Genomic DNA, 21,568 nt, shown 5'->3' with positions numbered 1-21,568 from the left:
TGCTCAATTCTCTATTTCTTCAAGGATCTTTTTTGCAACATCTTTACCTGAAAAATTGCGCTTTTGCTTTTCAGACATACTAATAGCTTGTTTAAGCTCACTTATTGCAGTTGCTTTATTACCAGCATTCATGTGTGCAATTCCTAAATGATATCTAAACTCAGGCAGTTTGGGCTCTTTTAGAATCAAGGACTGCAATAACTTAAGTCCCTCCTCATTGCTACCAGTTTTAATTAATGTCCAAGCGTATGTATCTTGAAAATAGGAATTATCGGAATATTTAAATATTTTTGCCAACTCCATACCCTGATTAATCTCGTCGCGACTGTTTGACTCTACCAATAATGAAGCCAAATTGTTAATAGCCAAGTTATTGCCAGGATTCTTATCAAGTACTGATTTATATATCCTTATTGCATTTTCCTTTTCCTTTAATTGCTCATACAAAGCAGCTAGAGCCATAGCTAATTGAGGATCGTCTGGATTGACTTCCAAACCTCGCAAATATACATCCTTAGATGAAGAAATATTTTTATTCATCATTGCTTCAACCCTTGCTAGGGCAAGGTAAAGCGACACTACTTTTGGAGTGCGTTTAATCTGATCGGTCAGCAGTTTTTTAGTTTTTACAAAATCATTACTTGCAATATATATATCACTCAGGGCACCGACAGTATTTAATTGATCAGGGTACTTAACATGGTGGTTTTCTAAATAAGCAACGGCCTTATCTCTTTGCCCAAGAGCCTCGTAAGATCTAACTAAATTTATCAGCGAATTGAGATTATTAGGATGCTGCTGTATTAACTTGTCATACAAGCTGATTGCCTCGGCATACTTACCTTTACCCTGCAACATATTAGCTTGAAGATATATAGGCATAGCCTTATCTTTAGAAAAAAGCGCTAGTCGCTGAATAGCCTCTCGGGCACCATCCCATTTTTTCTCTAAAATATCCAACTCAGCCTTACTGGTAAGCAGTAAAATATCGTTTTGTTTTATCGACAATGCCTTTTCAAGATATTGTCTAGCATTATCGTTTTGCCCAGCCTGTATGTAATTACCATATATCCGAGAAAAGGCAGCTAAATTAGCCGGATTAGATTCTAACGCCTGCTTAAAACTTTTCTCGGCTTGCTTCCGATCTTGCTTCATTAAATAGGCATCACCTAACAAGGAAAAAACATCGTCTACATTAGTTTTGTTCCATATAAGCCTGTTAAGAAACTCAATGGCTTCATCCGTTTTATTTTGGGCCAGCAAAAAGCGACCTTTGAGCAAGTTTGCCTGAATCAATTCTGAATTAACACTAAGAATATCTCTCAAAGAGCTTTCTACAGCACTAAACTGCTTTTCCGTTAGAGCAATTTCCGCAAGAATGACTTGGGCTGACAAGCCTGCTTCGTTATTCTTTTCTAACTGAACAACTTGCTCCAATCCTTCCTTACCAGTCTCAGCATATCCTGACGCAACCATCCATTTCGAGAGTTCTAACAGCACCTTAGACTGCCCTTGATGCCGGTTAAGCATAGCCTTGTACTCTGGTATAACTCGATCTTTAGCACGAGCATTTAGAAATTCGATCAAAACTATTTCAGGTTCAACTTTATCATTTGATTTTTCGACCATTTCCCTTAATAGTCTCTCCGCCTCCTCAAGCTTATCAGTCATCGAGTAAATGGAAGCCAAGCTCAGTTTAAAGTTACCGGCATCTGGGTATAATTGAATGAGTTCCTGATACCCTTTTATTACACTATCTATGTTATTCAGCCCTGCATCCAGTTTTATTTTAAATAAGCGCAAAGGAAGGTTTGTGGGCTGTACTCCTAACGCTTTATTTACTGACCCCAAAGCTTGATCTATTTCATTCTTTTCAGCAAATAAAGCCGCTTGCAATGACAAAGCCTCAACATTATCTGGGCTGTCCTTTAAAACGAAATCAACTATTTCTGTTGCTTGATCTTTTTTCAACTGCTTAATATAAACCGATGCCTTGATCATTTTTGCATCAATATTGCCTGAGTCACTTGCCAAAACCGACTCCGCTTGCTCCAATGCTTTTTCCAAATCTCCGAAAACAATATCGAGCTTACCTAGTTTTATTTTTGCGGAAGTCAAACTTGGCTCTAATTCTAAGGCTCTAATCAGGTTTTGCCGCATCGACTTGAAATTATTATTTTTTTCGTCCAATAGGGCCATATAGAGATAGGTCTCACCAAACTTATCGCTGCTTTGACTGGATGTCTTCAACTCAAGCAAGGCCTTATCAAATTCCCCTTTTTCAAAAAGCTCCTTACCTTTTTGCAAATGACTCCGAGCAGATTCCTCCGGCGAGGAACATGCTGCCGTTTGCAATAAAAACGTACATACGAGTACTACGGAACTGATTATTTTTTTTTTCATCCTATTACCAAAACCCCAATATTTTATCTGGCTACCTACTAACCGCAGAGAAATATATAACTACATTCGATCCGATCATATTAATTAACAATATTTTCTTTTATCCAGGAATATAACTCTAGCAAATCGGGATGCATATTTTCCAAAACAGCCTGAGTAGTAATGAAATAAGGTGCACGTATACCATGATAGTCAATATCCTTACCAACTCGTTGAAAATCTATACCTGACCGATGCATCAACCTCGGCAAGAACGGCTCCATCATCGCAAACACATTTGTACGTCCATCAACCTCTGTTAGGACTGTGGCAGCAAAAAAGCAAGCAACTGCTATTGAAGAAAAAGTCCTCTGCTCTTGAGGCGAAAACTGTAAGCCGTTAATTTCACCGAAACGCGTTAGAGTCTCGCCGGTACGTCTACGAAACGCCCCATCCACAGCTAATCTGGATATCTCGCATACTGTATTTCTTTGAAGCTTTAAATTATCTATAAGCTTGCTGTCTAAACTAACTCCACAGTACTTTTCTAAAGGCAATGGCTCAGTCTGTCGCTCTCCGATAGCAGGAACCATTCTTACACAACCGGCCGGGATACCTGTTTGCAAATGCGTAATCAAACAGTGGCGGGAATATTGATCGTATTCGTCTACTTCAAGGTGATCAGCAAAACGTTCAACAGGTTCATATTTAAACTCTTCACAATAGACACGATACCTTACTTGAAAAACAAATTCCTTTTGGGCGTCACTTTCAGCAAGCCCCACCTTGAAGTAACGACTAAAACTTTCTGCCAGTGATAACTTAGGCCCCACATCCATCTTGCCCTCTCATTTTCACGAGCATCATCCACCTACAAATATTTATCGATGTCATGTGCTTTAATTCCCCACGCTAGCAAATGCTCTATTCGATCATTTGCTAACCCCAAACGATTGGACATAGCTTGAAACAAGCCCTTCAAAAATAAATAACCCTGCACCGGATGATCGTCCAAGTAAACGCTCAACATATCACTACGAACCTCAAGTAAACACACATCAGTCAATGAAACAACAGAGGCCGTTCTCTCCCTAGGCTCGTACAAACAGACATCCCCAAATACCGCCCCAGCATCTAAATCGCAGAGCCCGGGGCTTATTCGCCGATTCCCATCCAGCTCTGCACCGCCCAACACTCTAACAACACCTTCTTCTATGAGAAATAATGTATTTCCTTGCTGGCCTTTTTTTACGATGGTCTCACCCGCATTTAGGCGATATCGTTTCCAGCCGGAACCGTCGGAGAATTGCGCATTAGCTAGTACGTCACTAAATAATTCTTTCATGTCAGCCTGAATCTGCAAAGTAATGATCCTGCCTACTGCTTATAAGGTCGTATAATAATTATATGTATTGTAAAAAACACTTAAACATCGACACTAAATGCAAAGCTACATTTATTACAGCTACTTGAGCGCAACCATCGCTTATGGTCTTTTACTTTTATACGCTTGCTTTAGGAAAAACTGGCATCTGCCTTTCATAATAGCAGTTTTGTGCTCGTTAGCATGGTGCACAAGCGTGATAGTCGCCACAAAAAACAGCCATTTCTTCTTCGCTGACACGCTACCGTACGAAACTCTCCGGAATGCATCTTGGTTTCTTCAACTTGGAACACTGCTGTCCAAACAGATATACAACGATCACAAGCAAATATTTAAGTCGAATGTTAGCGTGGTCGTTACCCTGACTTTAGTGCTGGTTTTAGGTATTGAGATTTTCCCTGGCTACCTAACCCTAATCCGAGAACATCTGAACGTCGACCCCCGTTTCGCATCGCACGTTGTATCCGCTGTATTTGGCCTCATCCTGGTTGAGCAGCTTTACCGCAGCACCCCCCTGAAGCAAAGGTGGAATCTCAAATTTCTGTGCATAAGCCTTGGTTCACTATTTGCGTTCGATTTGCTCGTTTACAGCAAATCACTGCTATTCAGCAGCCTAGACTTCGAGCTCTGGCAGTCACGAGGTGTCATTAACGCACTCATGACACCACTTTTAGCAGTCACATTGACCCGACTAAAGCTTAACAGCCAAAGTACGGAACTGACAACACCTCGCAAAACTATTTTTTACTCAACGATCCTGCTCGGTTGCGGCATCTATTTAATACTTATGTCATTTGCCGGTTTTTATATCAAACGCGCAAATACCGAATGGGGTGAGGCCGCACAAACTCTGTTTATTTTCCTTGCCATTCTCCTGCTGATTATCCCGTTTACATCTGGAAAAATAAGGGCTATCTCCAAGGTGTATTTTAGTAAGCACTTTTTCCACTATAGCTACGATTACCGCGAAGAGTGGCTCAAGATCAGCAAATCATTGGCAAAACTTGAGTCGCTTGAGGAACTGAAAGGATTCATCATAACTACTTTGACGGACTTAGTAGAAAGCGCAGGGGGCGGTTTGTGGTTAAAAAACGATCAAGGCCATTTTTTTCTAGCTGCAGAACAAAACCTCAAACTTACTCCACAAGAAATTGAATATTTGCACAACATAGGCGACCTACCTCAATATTTAGCGAACAAGCAATGGGTCATCGATTTTTTCGAACTAGCTCATGCTCCGGAAGTGTACGACGACATAGATCTATCGCCTTGGTGCTACGAGGATAGCCAAGTGTGGCTTATAGTGCCGCTATTTCACCTAAACAAGCTTGAAGCTTTTGTGGTGTTAACTCAGGCGCGCGCGCCACGAAAGCTTGACTGGGAAGATCACGATCTTTTAAAAACGGTGGGAATGCAACTTGCCAACGCCCTCGCTCTGAACCGGACAAGTGAAGAACTCGCCAATAATCGTCAATTTGAAACCTATCACCGCCTTTCAGCATATTTGGTACATGACCTCAAAAATCTGGTAGCCCAGATCTCCTTGATCGTAAAAAACGCGGAAAAGCATAAACATAACCCGGACTTCTTCGACGACACCATAGACACGCTAAATAATGTGGTCAAAAAAATGCACCATATTGTCGAACAGTTAAAACAAGGCGAGACCCACACAACCACCGCCAATACCTTCATCAATTTGGTGGAATTGGTTAAAAACATCGTTCAACAGCATCTCGGTACTCCGCCATTGCAGCTGGACACAACACTCAGCGAGTGCTTCGTGACGGCCGACAAAATCAAACTTACCAATATCTTGACTAATTTGGTTCAAAACGCTCAAGACGCCATAGCGACAAGCGATGGATGGGTTAAGCTTGAATTAACAAAAAACCAAGACTATGCTGTCATCAAAATTATAGATAACGGTATAGGTATGGACCAACAGTTCATTGCGGAACGCCTATTCAAGCCGTTCGATACGACAAAAGGCAATGCCGGAATGGGCATCGGCGCCTACGAAGCCCGCGATTACATTCTAAAGCAGTCTGGAAACATACGGGTCGATAGCAATCCAGGCCAAGGCACCGCTTTCACCATTCAATTACCACTAGCTCAGCGAGTTTCCGCAAACCAAGGAAATAATGATCACTTCTAAAGTACTGTTAATTATCGAGGACGACCTAGGCTTGCAAAAACAACTGAAATGGGCCTTCGAACAATACGAAGTAGTAATAGCAAGCAATAGAGATGAAGCAATAGCAGCACTTAGACGATATACGCCAAGCGTCGTTACCTTGGATCTCGGTTTACCACCCGACCCCTCCAACGCCACTGAAGGACTCGCCACTCTCAAGGAAATTCTCGCATTAGCACCGGCCACCAAGATAATCGTGGTAACCGGCAATGATGATCGAGCAAATGCGATTCATGCAGTAGCCTTAGGTGCTTATGACTTTTATCAAAAGCCGGTAGACCCGGACGTCTTGGGGCTAATCATAGAAAGAGCGTTTCAACTCGACGCATTGGAGCGCGACTACCAAATATTGCAGCAACAAAAGCCCCTGACCGGCGTGATCGCCACCAGCCCGCAAATGCAGGCGGTCATGCGGATAATTGAAAAAATTGCACCGACTCAAGCAACCGTATTGCTAATCGGCGAAAGCGGCACCGGTAAGGAGCTAATGGCAAAAGCCTTACATCGCCTGAGCGCACGCGCCTCACAACCGTTTGTGGCGGTAAACTGCGCGGCCATACCGGAAACATTGTTAGAGAGCGAATTATTCGGCTACGAGAAAGGTGCATTCACCGGCGCAGTAGCGCAAACCAAAGGCAAAATCGAATATGCGCAAGGTGGCACATTCTTTTTGGACGAGATCGGCGACCTACCTTTTGCCTTGCAAGCAAAATTGCTGCGATTTATTCAGGAACGCGTCATAGAACGGTTAGGGGGTAGAAAGGAAATTGCCGTGGATGTGCGCATCATATGTGCGACACATCGCCATTTACCCGACCTTATTGCGCAAGGTAATTTCCGGGGCGACTTATATTACCGGCTCAGTGAGATCGTCGTTGACATTCCCCCGCTACGCGAACGCGACGGCGACATCATCACGATAGCCAATGCTTTGCTGCAACGGTATTGCCGCGAAAACAACTCCAAAGAAAAACATTTTTCCCACGACGCCGCTCGTGCTCTTGAAGCTTATAACTGGCCTGGCAACATTCGGGAGATGGAGAACAAAATCAAACGTGCGGTCATTTTATCCGACAACAATTTCGTCACTGCCGAAGAGCTGGAAATTGGTACCGATAGCGACAAGTCTATGCCGCTGAATCTCAAGTCGGTACGAGAAGCGGCAGAAACCATCGCCATCAAACGCGCGCTGACCTACGCCGACAATAACATATCCGAAGCAGCTAAATTGTTAGGTGTTACCAGACCAACCTTGTACGGTTTATTTGAAAAATACGGACTGCAAGCTTTGCTGCGTAATCATACTGATGAACACCAGGAATGACATAGAGGGCCTACCAGCGAGAATGGTTGAAATTGCAGGCGAGGGTTTTGCTCGGCGGATTTAAACGGATAAATCAGATTCTCGATACATAAGAAATAACCCCGATTTGCTTTACCTGGCGCCCGCCCATATCAACAGAAACGTCAGTTGCAATATCCGAATATAAGCGGAAATCGTGTCGGTAGTCCTCAATCAATAACGAATTTTCCAACACTTGCCTTGTACTCAAATAATACAGCATACGTGTACTTTGACGGCTGGCATCGCCTATTTGCTGTATATCGAAGCCTTGTTTTTTAACACTATATGCCAGTGCCGGATTGGCTAACATATACCAATGCTTAATGCCCTGCCGGACGGAATAAACCGCTGCAGCCCGATACAGCCCCCACATTATGTCTCTATTGATATTGCGATAATCGTGCAGAAAACTAATTTTGCGATTTTCTTCAGCTAGGTCTATAGCCGGGTTTCTGAAGGCAAAGCGCCTTGCTTCCTTAGTAACGCATAGCCTGGAAATTTCAACGGAATTTTTGTATCCGCCGCGTGGTAGCCGTTGATGTGAACTACTGCTTTCTTGAAACGGAAAAACGTGACCTTTGGGCGTGACCATCCTCAACCCGCCCAACCACTGTTGAGTATATTTATGCCTAACTAAAAAATGAACCGCGCTTTTATCCCATTCGTCGATTTCTTGCTGCGCCGGAAACCGCTCCTTATCGTCGAAGCCCATTTCATCACAATAAACCCGGTATCTGAGTTGATAATGAATTTTTTTACTTTCCCGCGTATCAGCTAAAAATACCTCGAAACAATTATCGAAATACTGCTTCTGTCGATTCAAGAGACACCCCACCCTATAAAAAATATTTCTAACAAGTTCAAATAGCTATAGCCAATTTGCCTCGCCCCTCAGGCAAGGATGGTATAGCAAATCGCGTTAATTTCAAGATAACTTGTAAAAAAAACCGACACTCACTGATTAGATTTTTTAATTTCCCCACTCTGATTAGCGCGCATTCCAACGTAAATCCAGTGTAAACGGATAGTCTTTATTTAGCTCTTCGCTAGGTAATTCCAACACGGTATCTGTTGGTGTATGACCGTGCTGCCAAAAACGACTAACTCTGCGTCCTTCAGCCTCATAAGCATTAACCGGCAGCGTGTCGTAGTTGCGGCCGCCGGGGTGAGAGACATGATATGTGCAACCGCCGATAGACCGACCGTTCCAGGTATCGACCAAATCAAATACCAGCGGCGCCTGCACACCGATGGAGGGATGCAAGGCCGACGGTGGATTCCAAGCCCGATAGCGGATGCCCGCCACTAGCTCTCCTTGCTTGCCGGTAGCCTTTAACGGCACCCTGCGACCATTGCAGGTTAAGGCATAACGTTCACCCATTGCGCCACTAAGCGACACTTGCAAGCGCTCCACCGAGGAATCTACATAGCGGGCAGTACCGCTGCTGGTGATTTCTTCGCCTAACACGTGCCATGGCTCAATAGCCTGATACAGATCCAATTGCAGATCGTTAACCCGCAGACTACCGATCCTAGGAAAGCGGAATTCCAAAAACGGTGCGAACCATTCTGTCTTGAATTCGTACCCCGCGGCTTGCAGATCGCGCGCCACATCGTAAATGTCGCTGGCAATAAAATGCGGCAACATAAACCGGTCATGCAATTGCGTTCCCCAGCGCACCAAAGGCTTCTTGTAGGGTTCGCGCCAAAACCAGGCCACCAGGGTTCTCAGCAACAGCATTTGCATCAGGCTCATCCTGGCATGCGGCGGCATTTCGAAGGCACGCAACTCCAGCAGACCAAGACGCCCGGCGTCAGTACCCGGCGCATAGAGCTTGTCGATACAAAACTCGCTGCGATGGGTATTGCCGGTCATATCCACCAGTAAATTACGGAACAGCCTATCGACCAACCAAGGCGCGGCTACCTCACCCTCCGGCATCTGCTGGAAAGCAATTTCCAGCTCGTATAGACTGTCATTGCGCGCTTCGTCGACGCGTGGCGCCTGGCTGGTTGGACCGAGAAACAAACCGGAAAACAAATAGGATAGGGCCGGATGATGCTGCCAATAAGTAACCAAGCTGCGCAACAAATCCGGTCGCCGTAAAATCGGACTATCGGCCGGCGTAATGCCACCTAAGGTCACATGATTGCCGCCACCGGTACCGGTATGCCGGCCATCCAACATGAATTTCTCGGTGCCGAGTCGTGTCAACCGGGCCAGCTCGTACAAAGTGGTGGTGTTATGCACCAGCTCTTGCCAACTGGCGGCCGGATGAATGTTGACTTCTATCACGCCAGGATCGGGTGTCACCGGCAGACGGACCAAACGCAAATCGTGCGGCGGCTGATAGCCCTCTATCACCACCGGCATTTTCAAAGCCGCTGCCGTGGCTTCCACCGACGCGATAATGTCCAGGTAGTGTTCCAACTCGGTAGTGGGTGGCACAAATACATATAATCGGCCGTCACGGGTTTGCACCGACAAAGCGGTATGCGGCACCCATTCCGGGTCGCGCGGTCTCTCATCGTCGGCCGCGTCCATTTCGGTCGGATGCAGTTCCTGCTTGGCCATTTGACTGTAACGACGGCTAACTTCCGAATCAATATCGCCCAAAGGCTCCACCGGTTCGTAAAGGCTACGTTCATGGGGGTGATCGCGCTTTTCGAACGGCACCCAAGGTAAACTGTTCAGAGGTAAACGCAAACCCATCGCCGAATCGCCAGGCACCAGGAACATCGCCCCGCGCCGAAATTCCCAAGCACTGCTGCTCCAAGCGCTGGCCTGATAGCTCCAGTGCAGCGGCAAAACATAACCGACCGGCGCACCGAGATCCGCGCTGAGCAATTTGGCCAAGCGCCGACGCTCTAAGTCGTCTTTCAAATCGACTTGCAAAGGATCCAGGTTTTTCGGTACCAATCCCTCCTGTAACAGATAGTAAAGAGGATCTTCGAAACCCGGTAGAATGAATTCGCCGGCCACGCCCAGCCGTTTCACCAAATCACGGATAAAAGCTTCCGCCTGCTTGAGGTCGAATCCATAATCGCGAGTCTCATCCGCCAATAGGGCCGGATTCTTCCAGATCGGTTTACCATCCTTGCGCCAGAAACACGCCAACTGCCAGCGCGGCAACGGCTCGCCCGGATACCATTTGCCCTGGCCGAAATACAACAAACCGCCCGGCGCAAAGCTGTCGCGCAAACGTCTGACCAATTTTCCGGCCAACTTGCGCTTTTCCTCACCATCAGCATCGGTGTTCCATTCCGGCGCATCCATATTATCGATGGACACAAAAGTCGGCTCGCCGCCCATGGTTAAACGCACATCCCCAGCTTTCAGCTCGGCATCGACCTTTTCTCCCAGCCGTTCAATGTCTGTCCATTGCTTATCGGTGTATGGTTTGGTAACCCGTGGGTCTTCATGGATGCGGCTGACACGATTGGAAAAATCGAAGGTAGTCTCTGCCTTGCCGATAAAGCCGCCGCTGACAGGCGCCGCGCTGACATAATCGGCGGTACAGGCTAAGGGAATATGACCCTCTCCGGCAAAAAGTCCGGACGTCGGATCCATACCTATCCAGCCAGCACCGGGAATATATACCTCGGCCCAGGCGTGCAGATCGGTGAAATCGTGATCGGTACCGGATGGGCCGTCCAGCGATTTAACATCTGCGACCAGCTGCACCAAATACCCCGATACAAAGCGCGCGGCCAAACCCATGTGCCGCAATACCTGTACTAATAACCAACCGGAATCTCGACAAGAACCCAGCTTTTTTTCCAGGGTTTCCTCGCAACTTTGCACACCCGGCTCCATGCGGATTGCATAGTTGACGACCTGGTTCACCGCTTGATTGATGCCTACCAGAAAATCAACGATGCCTTGCTTATCCCGCTTCAAGCCGGCCAAAAAGGTTTGCAGCAAAGGCCCCTGCTCGCGAATTTCCAGGTACGGCGCCAGTTCCTTGGCCAATTGCTCCGGATAAGCAAACGGATAATGTTCGGCGTACTCTTCCAGAAAAAAATCGAAGGGGTTGATCACCGTCATATCGGCGATCAAATCCACTTCTATCGAAAACTCGGTGGTTTTTTCCGGAAACACCAAGCGCGCCAAATAATTGCCGAACGGATCCTGCTGCCAATTAATGAAGTGCTTATCCGGCTTGATAGTCAATGAATAGGCACTGACCGCCGTCCGCGAGTGTGAAGCCGGCCGCAGCCGCAGTACATGCGGCGTCAACTGGACTGGATGATCGTAGTGGTAACTGGTTTTGTGATTGATCGCGACTCTGATACTCATGCTGACACCGGACTGGCTGCTTCACTCTCTGCCTGCAACAAGCGTAGATTTTCCTCTACCCCGGCCGCATGCGTTAATTCAGCAACGTTCTGCTTCGTGAAAAAGCCATCAAAATTACCAAAACGCTGCACGTATTCCACAATCAACGAAGAATGCTCGGACGCGCTGGAAAATATTTGCTTCAAGCCTTCTTCGCGCGACCCGATCACATCCAGCAGAAAGTCCTTGCCTCTGGCCCGAATAGCCTGCACTACATAATCGATGTTGGCTAGACCGTTGATCTCTCCGTCCGCGACTTCCAAAGCCACATGATGCAAGCGCGGGCCATAATTACGCACGAAACTCTCGGTCGGCGAAGGTAAGCCCACCAGGTGATTAACAAAATACGGATGATTGGCAGCGGTAAACACTTTGGCCGGACTAATGCGTTCCTCGGGATAATGGATGCTTTTGGTCACGTTGGTCGATGAATTCTGATTGGCAATGTCGTAAGACCCCCAATAGTAATAACTGGAGAGGGTCAAATATTCCAAAATCGCCACTTCCCGATTCTGACTATAAACCCGGGTGGCTAGATGATCGATGGGGCGGATCAGTTTATCCAGCCCCAGTTCTTCCTGAATTTCCTTCGCTTGCAGATAGCCGCGATTGACGTCATCAAGAATGATGCTATTTCCCAAGGCATATACTCTTATGTCCTCCGGCGGCCGCTCCCAATATGCAACAATATTGTGCGTATACGGCGATGGTTTGACGATGGCCATATTGCCCGGCAATTCCAGTTTGCGAATTTGATCCTGATTAAAAAAGCGAATTTCCCTGGCTTTTTGCTGCTCGACCACCTCATGCAGATTGCTGACCCGAAAAATCTCACCCATATAGCGCGAATTGGGCTTATGCGCGCCGATCGGATACACCTCGTTCAGACTACGGAAAATGTCGCCGCGGCCGGGTACCCGCACTTCCCGCACCAACAGGTCCGGCGAATTCATATCAATCCGCAGCACGTGAGTCCAATGGCTCTCGGACTCCAAGGTAACCAGATAGTGGTAAGGCGTCATCAAGGCCAATTCGCTAACATAGGCCGCCGAACAGCCCGGCTCCACCGTCAACATTAACGCGTCTATTTCGCGGATCATTTCGGTCAAGCCAGTACGGTCCCGGTTTTCCAGCAATTTGACCAGAAACTCGTCAAACCAGGGGGAATTGGCCTTGTCGCCCTGTTTGGGGTGGATCAGTGAATTTATCATCCGTTTTCCTCTAATTGTCCGTTAGGCTGAATCGCCAAAATTTTGCTTAAACAGTCGGTGCGGCAATGACTTACGGCGCCTTTTAAGCAAGGACTTATTCCGGCCCATTAAGAAAGGCCCGCTGAATTTCAACGCCGAGCGCATTGTTGCGCAAAATGAAATCCTGCAAAAACTGATGTAAGCCCATCTTAAAAATGTCGGCCATCCGCCCGTAATGCAGCCGCGCATGATTTTCGCCGGCCAACCGCAGACACTCCCGCCCCCGCTGCCGACACAGTTGCTCCAAGATAGGCGCTAGTTCGTCGTAACAGGCATGCAAGGAACGCGGCATGTCGTCGCGTAACACCAATAACTCGGCCACTTTCCAGGGCTCGATGGTATCCCGAAACACTTTTTGATAGGCCTCAAATGCCGATACCGAGCGCAGCAAGGAACTCCATTCGTAATAGTCGACCTGGCCCTCGGGCGCCTCCACGGCCGGCAACAGCAATTGATACTTGGCATCCAGGAGTCTAGCGGTATTGTCGGCCCGTTCGACAAAGCTGCCCAAACGCACGAACTTGTAACTGTCGTCGCGTAACATGGTGCCAAAGGTAACACCGCGAAACAGGTGCGAACGCGATTTAACCCAATCGCAAAATTCGCTGATCTCTGCTTCCCGTAAACCTTGTCGAATCCGTTGCCTAAGTTCCAACCACAACGCATTGACGGTCTCCCACATTTCCGAAGACATCGCCACCCGCACCGCACGCGCATTTTCTCGCGCAGAGTTAAGGGCGCTGACGATGCTGGACGGATTACGTTCATCCAGCGCCATGAACTGAATCACATTGGCCGCAGTATAACCAGAGTAGTTTTTCTCGAAAGCCTCGATATCGTCGGCAATCTGCACCGGGGGCTTCCAGCGTGCGGTTTCGTCATAAGCGCTATTGGCAACCAGTGACATCCGATAGGTGACGTCCAGCACCCGCGCCATATTCTCGGCGCGCTCGATATAACGGGCCATCCAGTAAAGATGGTCGGCGGTGCGGCTTAGCATGTTGAGTCTCCGTGCAATACCCAGGTGTCCTTTGTGCCGCCCCCTTGCGAGGAGTTCACCACTAGCGAACCTTCCCGCATCGCCACTCGGCACAAACCACCTGGCACTAGTGTGGTGGTTTTGCCGGACAGCACGAACGGCCGTAAATCGACGTGTCTTGGGGCAACGCCTTGTTCCACCAAGGTTGGGCAAGTCGATAAAGCCAGAGTCGGCTGGGCGATGTAATTGTCCGGTTCAGCCAAAATCCGCGCCCGAAAATCCTCTATCTGCTGTTTGGATGAGGTCGGCCCCACCAACATGCCGTAACCGCCGGAACCCTGTACCTCCTTGACCACCAATTCCTCCAGATGCTCTAACACATATTTCAAATCGTCAGGATTTTCCAGCTTATACGTGGGCACATTGGACAGAATAGGCTCCTCACCCAGATAAAAACGCACCATCTCGGGTACATAGGTATACGTGGCTTTGTCGTCAGCAACCCCCGTGCCAATCGCGTTAGCCAGCGTGACGCCGCCATTGCGATACACCGAGACCAAGCCCGGCACACCGAGCATCGAGTCTTCGCGAAACGCCAGCGGATCGAGAAAATCGTCGTCGATGCGCCGATAAATCACATCAATGCGCTTTGGGCCTTCCGTGGTGCGCATGAACACTCCATTGTCCTTGCAAAACAAATCCTGGCCTTCCACCAGCTCTATACCCATTTGCTGCGCCAAAAACGCGTGTTCGAAATACGCGCTGTTGTAGGCACCAGGGGTTAGCAGCACCACGGTCGGATCGTAAACGCCCGGCTGCGCCACTGCCCGCAAATTGTTCAGCAACACCTGCGGATAATGCTCGACCGGCGCTACCGCATAACGGCGGAACAGCTCCGGAAACAGACGCATCATCATCTTGCGGTCTTCCAGCATGTAGGAAACCCCGGACGGCGTGCGCAGATTGTCTTCCAGCACATAAAATTCGTTCTCGGCAGTGCGCACGATGTCGACGCCAGCGATATGCGCATAAATCCCGCCCGGCACGTCCACGCCCTGCATTTCCGGCCGATACATCTCGTTTTCCAGAATGCTGGCGGGAACGATACCGGCTTTGATGATTTCCTGATCGTGATACAGATCGTTCAAAAACGCATTCAGCGCGGTGACCCGCTGAATCACGCCGGCCGACAACACCCGCCATTCCGTGGCGGCTAGTATTCGCGGCACCACATCGAACGGAATCAAGCGCTCGGCCCCTGCCTCGTCACCGTAGACATTAAAAGTAATTCCTACCCGCCGAAACAACATTTCCGCTTCGCGGGACTTTTGCATCAACTGGGCGTGATCGGTGCCGCTCAGCCACTCCGCGAATGGTTGGTACAGGCGCCGCACACTACCGGTTGAGGTACGCATTTCATCGAAAAAAGTATTTATATTCATGACCATCCTTCAGCAATCCACATGCCAATCTTATTAATGTCTATTTATCAAAAAGTTAAATTGCCGCAGCATCTCCTAAACCGCATTACGCACCACATCAGTGCAGCACACATCGGCCTGCGCCCTGAAAACGACCACAGCCGTTCAAACGCCATTGTCATTTCCGTACGCGTTGATTATTGTGATCGCTCTAAACCAGCAATTGCGGCGAGGCAAGACCAATGCACACAGATTTTTTCACGATATTCGGCGAAATACTATTCGACAACTTTCCGGACGGCAGCCGAATACTCGGTGGCGCGCCGTTTAATGTCGCCTGGCATCTGCAAGCTTTGGGCCGGCCAGCCCTGTTTATCAGCCGTGTAGGGGAAGATGACGCCGGCCGCGAGATCCTCGCGGCCATGCAAAGTGTCGGCATGACTCGATCTGCCATGCAGATCGACGCTGCTCATCCAACCGGCAGCGTAGCGGTCAGCATAACAGATGGGCAGCCCAGCTACCGGATTCTGGACCGGCAAGCTTACGACTACATTGATGCCGAGGCGTTCCATCATCTCCGCAAACAGGGCCTGCTCTATCATGGCAGCCTGGCCTTACGAAACAGCGTTTCCAGGCAAGCCTGTCTTGATTTGCAGCAAACCTGGAATGGCCCGGTGTTTCTGGATGTGAATCTGCGCGCACCCTGGTGGCAAGCGGATGAGGTCTTGGGATGGATAGGCGGCGCGGATTGGTTGAAACTGAACGATGACGAGTTGGAATTATTGCTGCCTGACCAGCAGAGCATAGACACCAAAATGCGTTTATTGCAGCAGACCTATCATTTAAAAGGCGTGGTGCTTACGCGCGGCAGTCAAGGCGCGCTGGCGCTGAATTCGTCGGGGGAATTGTTCAATATCGTCCCAGAAGGCCAGATTGAAATAATCGATACGGTCGGCGCCGGCGACGCCTTTGCGGCGGTTTTGTTATTGGGGATTGCCGAAAACTGGCCTATGCCTGTGATACTAAAACGAGCGCAGGATTTTGCATCGGCGTTGGTAGGCCAGCGCGGCGCTACCGTCGCTGACCCCGCGTTTTATCAAGGATTTATTGAAGCCTGGCGATAGCAGAAGCGTAATGTCTTGTGCCTCTGCCGCACTCGTCAAGACTGTTGTCTGGCGGGCACGCCGTCCGACCAATCGCCGGATTGGGCGGAGAAAAACTTCTTAAATGGCGGCATAAAGCTGGCGGTGATCGGAATCGAATAAAAACAGTACATAGCCGCCGCCTCGCCAGTACTCACCCCAAACAACCATTGCGGCATGAATAAGGTCATCAACGCCCCAAAGCAATGGTAGATACCGATACGCCAATTGTTTTTCCAAACAAACGCGCTGAAGGCCAGGGCAAACAAAGAGCCATGAGTCACCAACAAACCAAAGGCGCTGGAGATCGCATACCCGATGTGGTAAATCCCCATGAACAGGCAGGAGTTCATCCGGCCGATGAAGTTAGGGTCTATATCAAACATCTGCCAGTCGTTCGGCAAACGGGTCAAAATCAAAAACAAACCGCTCAAAGAGCTGCCGACAATAAACGCTTTTTTCAAAGCTTTAGGGTCCGACGAATACGTCGCCAAAGCCGGCATGATGGCAAAGGCTTGCAGGCTGATATGCACCGACGACAATTCGCTTAAAAAAAGATTGCTGCCATAGCCACACTGATCGGCTACCGGATAAGCAAAATACTGAATAAACTCCATCAACGAGAAGTGAAAAATGGCGTAAGCCCGAGCCAGTTTCACCCAAAAGGTTTCGTCCTTATCCAGGAAAGTTACCGTGGAGGCAACGAGCCCCGCCACTCCCAGGCCCAAAGACATATTGGCGCTAAAACACATGGTTAATCCGTCATTTAAATTTTTTAGAAGCGGCGCGAACCTTATCGCAGTCGCCGGTTTGATTTATGAGTGCCGGCCATTTTTGCCGGAAGGCAAAGATACACGGAGCGGCGCTTTATTGCAGCAATTTTGTGGGAATTAATCGCTAGCCGCCTTAATGCCGCTGAACTAGTGCGGCCGATTGGCCAACTCGATCTGTTCTATCAACTGTTCGGCGCCATCCAACTCTCGATCATAAACATCGGTGCGATAAGCCTTGCCATTCAGCGTAACCGAGGATGCCGATACTAAACCGTCGGCTTTTTCTATGTTGATTCGGGTTAACGTAGACAGACCGGGCTGCAAGGGATTGGCCCTGAGTTCCCCGGCATCCAGCGCGATACGCACCTGCAAACGCTCGGCGATATGAATGAAGTTGCCGGTGGCATTATCGGTCGGCAACACAGCAAAGATACTGCCGGTGCCTGGGTTGATGCCTTGCACCCGGCCGTGATAAACCCGGTCGTCACCATACGCCGCGACGCGCACTTCCGCCGCCTGCCCCGGCCTGACCCCGGCGATCTGGCTTTCCAGAAAGTTGGCTTCTATCCATAGATCGTCCAGCGGCACGATAGCCAGCAGCGGTGCGCCGGCTTTGAGCATATCGCCGACTTGTACCTTGCGTTTGGCCACGCAACCGGACACCGGCGCCACCAGATTCCGACGTTGAAAATCCAGAAACGCCTGGCGCAAGCGGCTCTTAGCCTTTTCCACCGCAGGATGATTATCGATACCCGAATCCAGCAATTGCGCCTCGACGCCGCTTTGTTCGGCGCGAATTTCTTTAATCGCCGCCTCCAGTTCGTGGCTTTTATCTTGGGCATTTTGCAGTTGCTGATCGGAAACCGCCCCATCCTTAGCCGCCGCGTTGAAGCGCGCCAGGTCGTGATTGACCAGTGCCAGTAAAGCTTGTTTCACCAAGGCCCGCTGCTTCAGCGTCTCGGCTTTGGCCTGCAAACTGACGATATTCCGCACCGCTTCCGCCAATTCGGCTTGCGTCTGCTGCAAGGCAATACCGGCATGCACACCATCCAGCCGCACCAAGACCTGACCTTTTTCCACGCACTGCGTGTTTTCCGCCAATACTTCGACCACGGTACCGTCAGTCTGGGTTTTCAGCGTAATTAAATGTCCGGCCACGAACGCGTCGTCGGTGGTCACCCAATCGCGATGCTCCAGCCACCAATACGCCAGATAAGCCAAACCGGTCAGTAGTAAGGCCAAGGTGACGCCTTGCAAGCGGCGCCGGCGTTGGCGCAGAATTTCCCGAGGACGAATTTTTTTTGGCATGTTTGCGGTCATGGCGTTGCGGGGTTAGTGTCGCTGTAGCCGCCGCCCAGCGCCTTGATGATATTGATCTCGGCTTTATGTCGCTCGCCCACCAGAGCCGCCAAGCGAAACTGTTGCTGGTAGACCTCCAATTTAGCCAGACTCGGCGCGGCGCGATCAGACAAGCCATGACTGCGCAAACTGCCGGCCAGCTTGTCAGCGGCTAATGCGTCGGCCAGGCTTTGCCGCTGTGCCGCCAAGCGCTCATCCAGCTCGCGCCAGCGGCTCAGCGCATCGGCCACTTCCTGCACCGCATGCACCAAGCTGCGGTTATAGCGCTCGACGGCGGCATCGTAAGCAGACTGTTGATACTCCAGATTGGCGCGCAGCCGGCCGCCTTCGAAAATCGGAAACTCGATAGACGGCCCGACCGCGTATGCCAGACTGGAACCTTGCAACAAAACATCGCTCAAGCTGACGCTGTGCAAACCGGTGAAAGCCACCAGATTAACGTCTGGGTAAAACGCCGCCTCGGCCACCTTGATTTCCTCAGACGCAGCCTCGGCATGCAGCCGCGCCGCGCTAATATCGGGACGATGCGCCAGTAAATGCAGCGGCAAATCCACCGGCAGGGTTAACGCTTGCTCAAGCCGATCAGGTTCGATGACGATGCCAGCCCCCCAATCAGGCCCCTTGCCGGCCAGCGCCGCCAACAGGTTTTTACTTAATTCCACGTCGGCGCGCGCCGCAGCCAAACCTTGTTCGGCGTTGGCAAGGGCTATACGAGCCTGCAATAGTGGTGCATCGGCCGCTAAACCGGTGGTCAGACGTGTTTGTTCGAATTTCAACAAGGCCTGCCGCTCGGCGACGATGTCCTCGGCGATGCCTTGCTTGGCAGCGACCGCCAGCAATTCGAAATAACCCCTGGCCACGGTAGATGACAATAGCAGGCGCGCATCGGCCAGTTCCGCGGCGGCCGCCAGCGAGCGGCCGACCGCGCCTTGCAAAGCCGCTGCATCGCGTCCCCAAAAGTCCAGGTGGTAGCGTAAGATCAAAGGGTTAATCAGCATTTGCCGAAAGTTCTCGCCGGCCAGTTTGGCCTGTACGCTATTCGCCGAGAAACGTTGCGCTGAGAAGCTGACGTTGGCATCAACCGTCGGATAAAGCTCGGCGGCCTGCGCATCGACCATCGCCTGCGACTGCCGCAATCGGGCTGCGGTAGCCTTCAAATCCGGATTATCGGCCAGCGCCGCGCTTATCAGGCGCTGCAATTCCGGGCTGGCGAAGCCGGTCCACCAATCCTGCGCCGGCCAGGCATCGCTGCTTGCGAAACTGCCGCGCGCCGCGGCGACGGTGTTGGTCATGTCAGGCATGGGTAACAGACTGGCGCGCGCACTTTCTTCGTCGCCAAACCGCGCACAGCTAGACGAAATACCCAACATCAACCCCAATGCAATGAGTTGGCGTACAGACATTAGGCCTCCTCAGCCAGCAGTTCCTGAGTTTCCCGGCGCAGTTCCTGCTCGACGCTAACTTTAACCGGGGTGCGAGTCGGGTGCGCAAACCAGACCAACGCCGCCATGCCGACAAACGCGCAACCGGCCATCCAGTAAGCATCGTTCATAGCGTGCAACACCGCATCGCGTCCGGCCAGCTTGGCATATTTGGCCAACGCCGTCGGCTCGGCGAATCCCAGCGAATTTAGCGTTGCCAAGGCCGGATGATCGGCCAATTCAAACGCGCCATGATTTTCGGCGAAGCGGGTCAGATGCTGCGGCGCCCGCCGGTACAACACGATACCTTGCACGGCAATGCCGATTGCCCCGGCCGCTATCCGTAACAGATTCGCCAGCTCCAGCGCCCGCCATTGCCGCTCGGCCGGCAGGCCGTGTAGCAGCAAAGCGGTCATCGGCACAAAAAAGCTACCCAGGCAGGCACCCTCCAGCAATTTTGGCCAGAACAATTGCGCAAATGAATCAGGATCGTCGAAGCGACTCAGCCAGAAATAGGTGGCGGCAAATCCCAGCAAATTCGCGCTCGCCAACAGCCGGGCATCGCAGCGTTTGACAATCTCGTGCAAGACGCTGGCCATCGGTTTGGCGCAGATAGCCATCGGCAGAAATACCAAACCGGCTTCCCAAGACGAATAGCCGAACGCCAGTTGTAACTGCACGATTAGCAAAGACAGCAAGCCTTGAAAATACAGAAAGCCGGTGAATAAAATGAATACGCCAATGCTGAAATTGCGGTGGGCGAACAGGCGAATATCCAGAAATGGCCGGCGCACTTGCAATTCCCAAACCACCCAACACATCAGCGTCGCAGCTATCAGCGCGATTAAAGCTTTGATATAAGCCGAATGGGTCCAGTCCCAATCGTTGCCCTGGTTCAACAAAGTCTGCAAAGCAAACACCAGCATCACTGACAACATAAAACCCACGCTATCGAAGCGCTGCCAGGATCGCCGGTGACCGCGCCGGTACAGCAGCGCGCCGACGATACCGGCAATAGCCAATGCGGCCGGAATGTTGAGCCAAAACAGCCAGCGCCAGCCCAGGTTGTCGGCTATCCAACCACCCAAGGGCGGACCGAAGGTAAACGGCGTCAACGTAAATATGCTCCAGATACCGATGCCGAGCGATTTGCGTCTATCGGGATATTCCTTCAGCAACAAGGCCTGACCCAAGGGCAGCGTCAAGCCGCCGGCAAATCCCAGCAAAATGCGTCCAGCCAGATAGCTATAAAAGGCAGTGCAATAGGCGCAAATGAAAGAAGCCAAGGCAAAAACCAAGAAAGCCGCAACAAAGGGCCGGTATTCGCCGAAGCGCCGCGCCAACCAGCCGCCCACCGGGAACGCCAGCGCCAGCGCGATCATGTAATCAGTTTGGGTCCAGGTCGCAAAACTGGGCGGCACGCCCAAGCCGCCGGCCACTCTGGGCAGCATAGCGATGTACGCGCCAGCATTGAAGATCACCAGCGCATGCCCAAAACCCAGGCACAGATTAAACAGCTTAAAACGCCAGCCGCGCAGACGTTTGTGATAAACGACACTCATCCGATTACCAGTCC

Annotated in this window: 15 protein-coding genes; 3 read left to right on the top strand and 12 right to left on the bottom strand. The window is 50.3% G+C overall.

The features are described 5' to 3' along the window. Positions 1-3: 3 nt before the first annotated feature. From EBB_RS08990 to EBB_RS08980, 3 genes are all read right to left on the bottom strand, one after another. The gene (locus EBB_RS08990; protein ID WP_192393390.1) at positions 4-2,403 is read right to left on the bottom strand and encodes a tetratricopeptide repeat protein; all 2,400 of its coding nucleotides are present in this window, start codon (positions 2,401-2,403) and stop codon (positions 4-6) included. 80 nt (positions 2,404-2,483) lie between these two features. Further along, a complete protein-coding gene (locus tag EBB_RS08985) occupies positions 2,484-3,221 on the bottom strand; it encodes a PEP-CTERM/exosortase system-associated acyltransferase (protein WP_192393389.1) in 738 nt (245 codons plus the stop codon). 32 nt (positions 3,222-3,253) lie between these two features. Next, positions 3,254-3,727: a Crp/Fnr family transcriptional regulator gene (locus EBB_RS08980; protein WP_033155694.1), complete on the bottom strand. Its 474-nt coding sequence runs from the start codon at positions 3,725-3,727 to the stop codon at positions 3,254-3,256. A 97-nt stretch (positions 3,728-3,824) separates the two neighbouring features. Between EBB_RS08980 and prsK the strand changes: the two genes are divergently transcribed. Beyond that, positions 3,825-5,924, top strand: a complete 2,100-nt coding sequence (gene prsK / locus EBB_RS08975) for an XrtA/PEP-CTERM system histidine kinase PrsK (RefSeq protein ID WP_192393388.1) — start codon at positions 3,825-3,827, stop codon at positions 5,922-5,924. Next, positions 5,911-7,287, top strand: coding sequence for a PEP-CTERM-box response regulator transcription factor (gene prsR, locus EBB_RS08970; protein WP_192393387.1), 1,377 nt, complete (start codon positions 5,911-5,913; stop codon positions 7,285-7,287). The genes prsK and prsR overlap by 14 nt, the downstream gene beginning before the upstream one ends. A 73-nt stretch (positions 7,288-7,360) precedes the next feature. Here prsR and EBB_RS08965 read toward each other — a convergent pair whose 3' ends face one another. The 5 genes from EBB_RS08965 to EBB_RS08945 all read right to left on the bottom strand — a co-directional run bounded on the left by EBB_RS08965 (position 7,361) and on the right by EBB_RS08945 (position 15,324). Next, entirely contained in the window at positions 7,361-8,143 is a 783-nt protein-coding gene (locus EBB_RS08965) for a PEP-CTERM/exosortase system-associated acyltransferase (protein ID WP_371741544.1), read from the bottom strand. A gap of 153 nt (positions 8,144-8,296) precedes the next feature. Next, complete coding sequence (locus EBB_RS08960) at positions 8,297-11,608, bottom strand: transglutaminase family protein (protein WP_192393385.1); 3,312 nt, start codon at positions 11,606-11,608, stop codon at positions 8,297-8,299. Next, positions 11,605-12,858: a hypothetical protein gene (locus tag EBB_RS08955; RefSeq protein ID WP_192393384.1), complete on the bottom strand. Its 1,254-nt coding sequence runs from the start codon at positions 12,856-12,858 to the stop codon at positions 11,605-11,607. The genes EBB_RS08960 and EBB_RS08955 overlap by 4 nt, the downstream gene beginning before the upstream one ends. 94 nt (positions 12,859-12,952) lie before the next feature. Continuing rightward, positions 12,953-13,897: an alpha-E domain-containing protein gene (locus EBB_RS08950; protein WP_192393383.1), complete on the bottom strand. Its 945-nt coding sequence runs from the start codon at positions 13,895-13,897 to the stop codon at positions 12,953-12,955. Beyond that, entirely contained in the window at positions 13,891-15,324 is a 1,434-nt protein-coding gene (locus EBB_RS08945) for a circularly permuted type 2 ATP-grasp protein (RefSeq protein WP_192393382.1), read from the bottom strand. Before EBB_RS08945 ends, EBB_RS08950 begins: the two co-directional genes overlap by 7 nt. A 215-nt stretch (positions 15,325-15,539) precedes the next feature. On the opposite strand from EBB_RS08945, the gene EBB_RS08940 reads away from it, so the two are divergent. Then, positions 15,540-16,421 (top strand): PfkB family carbohydrate kinase, encoded by an 882-nt coding sequence (locus EBB_RS08940; protein ID WP_192393381.1) that lies wholly within the window; start codon positions 15,540-15,542, stop codon positions 16,419-16,421. A gap of 35 nt (positions 16,422-16,456) precedes the next feature. Here the strand turns inward: EBB_RS08940 and EBB_RS08935 are convergent, their stop codons facing one another. From EBB_RS08935 to EBB_RS08920, 4 genes are all read right to left on the bottom strand, one after another. Continuing rightward, on the bottom strand, positions 16,457-17,191 hold the full coding sequence (locus EBB_RS08935; RefSeq protein WP_192393380.1) for a DUF5765 domain-containing protein: 735 nt from the start codon (positions 17,189-17,191) through the stop codon (positions 16,457-16,459). A gap of 168 nt (positions 17,192-17,359) precedes the next feature. Next, positions 17,360-18,520, bottom strand: coding sequence for an HlyD family secretion protein (locus EBB_RS08930; protein ID WP_225587286.1), 1,161 nt, complete (start codon positions 18,518-18,520; stop codon positions 17,360-17,362). Positions 18,521-18,528: 8 nt separating this feature from the next. Continuing rightward, positions 18,529-19,974 (bottom strand): efflux transporter outer membrane subunit, encoded by a 1,446-nt coding sequence (locus EBB_RS08925; RefSeq protein ID WP_192393378.1) that lies wholly within the window; start codon positions 19,972-19,974, stop codon positions 18,529-18,531. Beyond that, the gene (locus tag EBB_RS08920) at positions 19,974-21,554 is read right to left on the bottom strand and encodes a DHA2 family efflux MFS transporter permease subunit (RefSeq protein ID WP_192393377.1); all 1,581 of its coding nucleotides are present in this window, start codon (positions 21,552-21,554) and stop codon (positions 19,974-19,976) included. The genes EBB_RS08925 and EBB_RS08920 overlap by 1 nt, the downstream gene beginning before the upstream one ends. Between the last annotated feature and the right edge of the window lie 14 nt (positions 21,555-21,568).

Source organism: Methylomonas fluvii (assembly GCF_014850975.1).
GTDB classification, from domain to species: domain Bacteria; phylum Pseudomonadota; class Gammaproteobacteria; order Methylococcales; family Methylomonadaceae; genus Methylomonas; species Methylomonas fluvii.
This window is presented reverse-complemented; position numbering and strand designations above follow the sequence as displayed.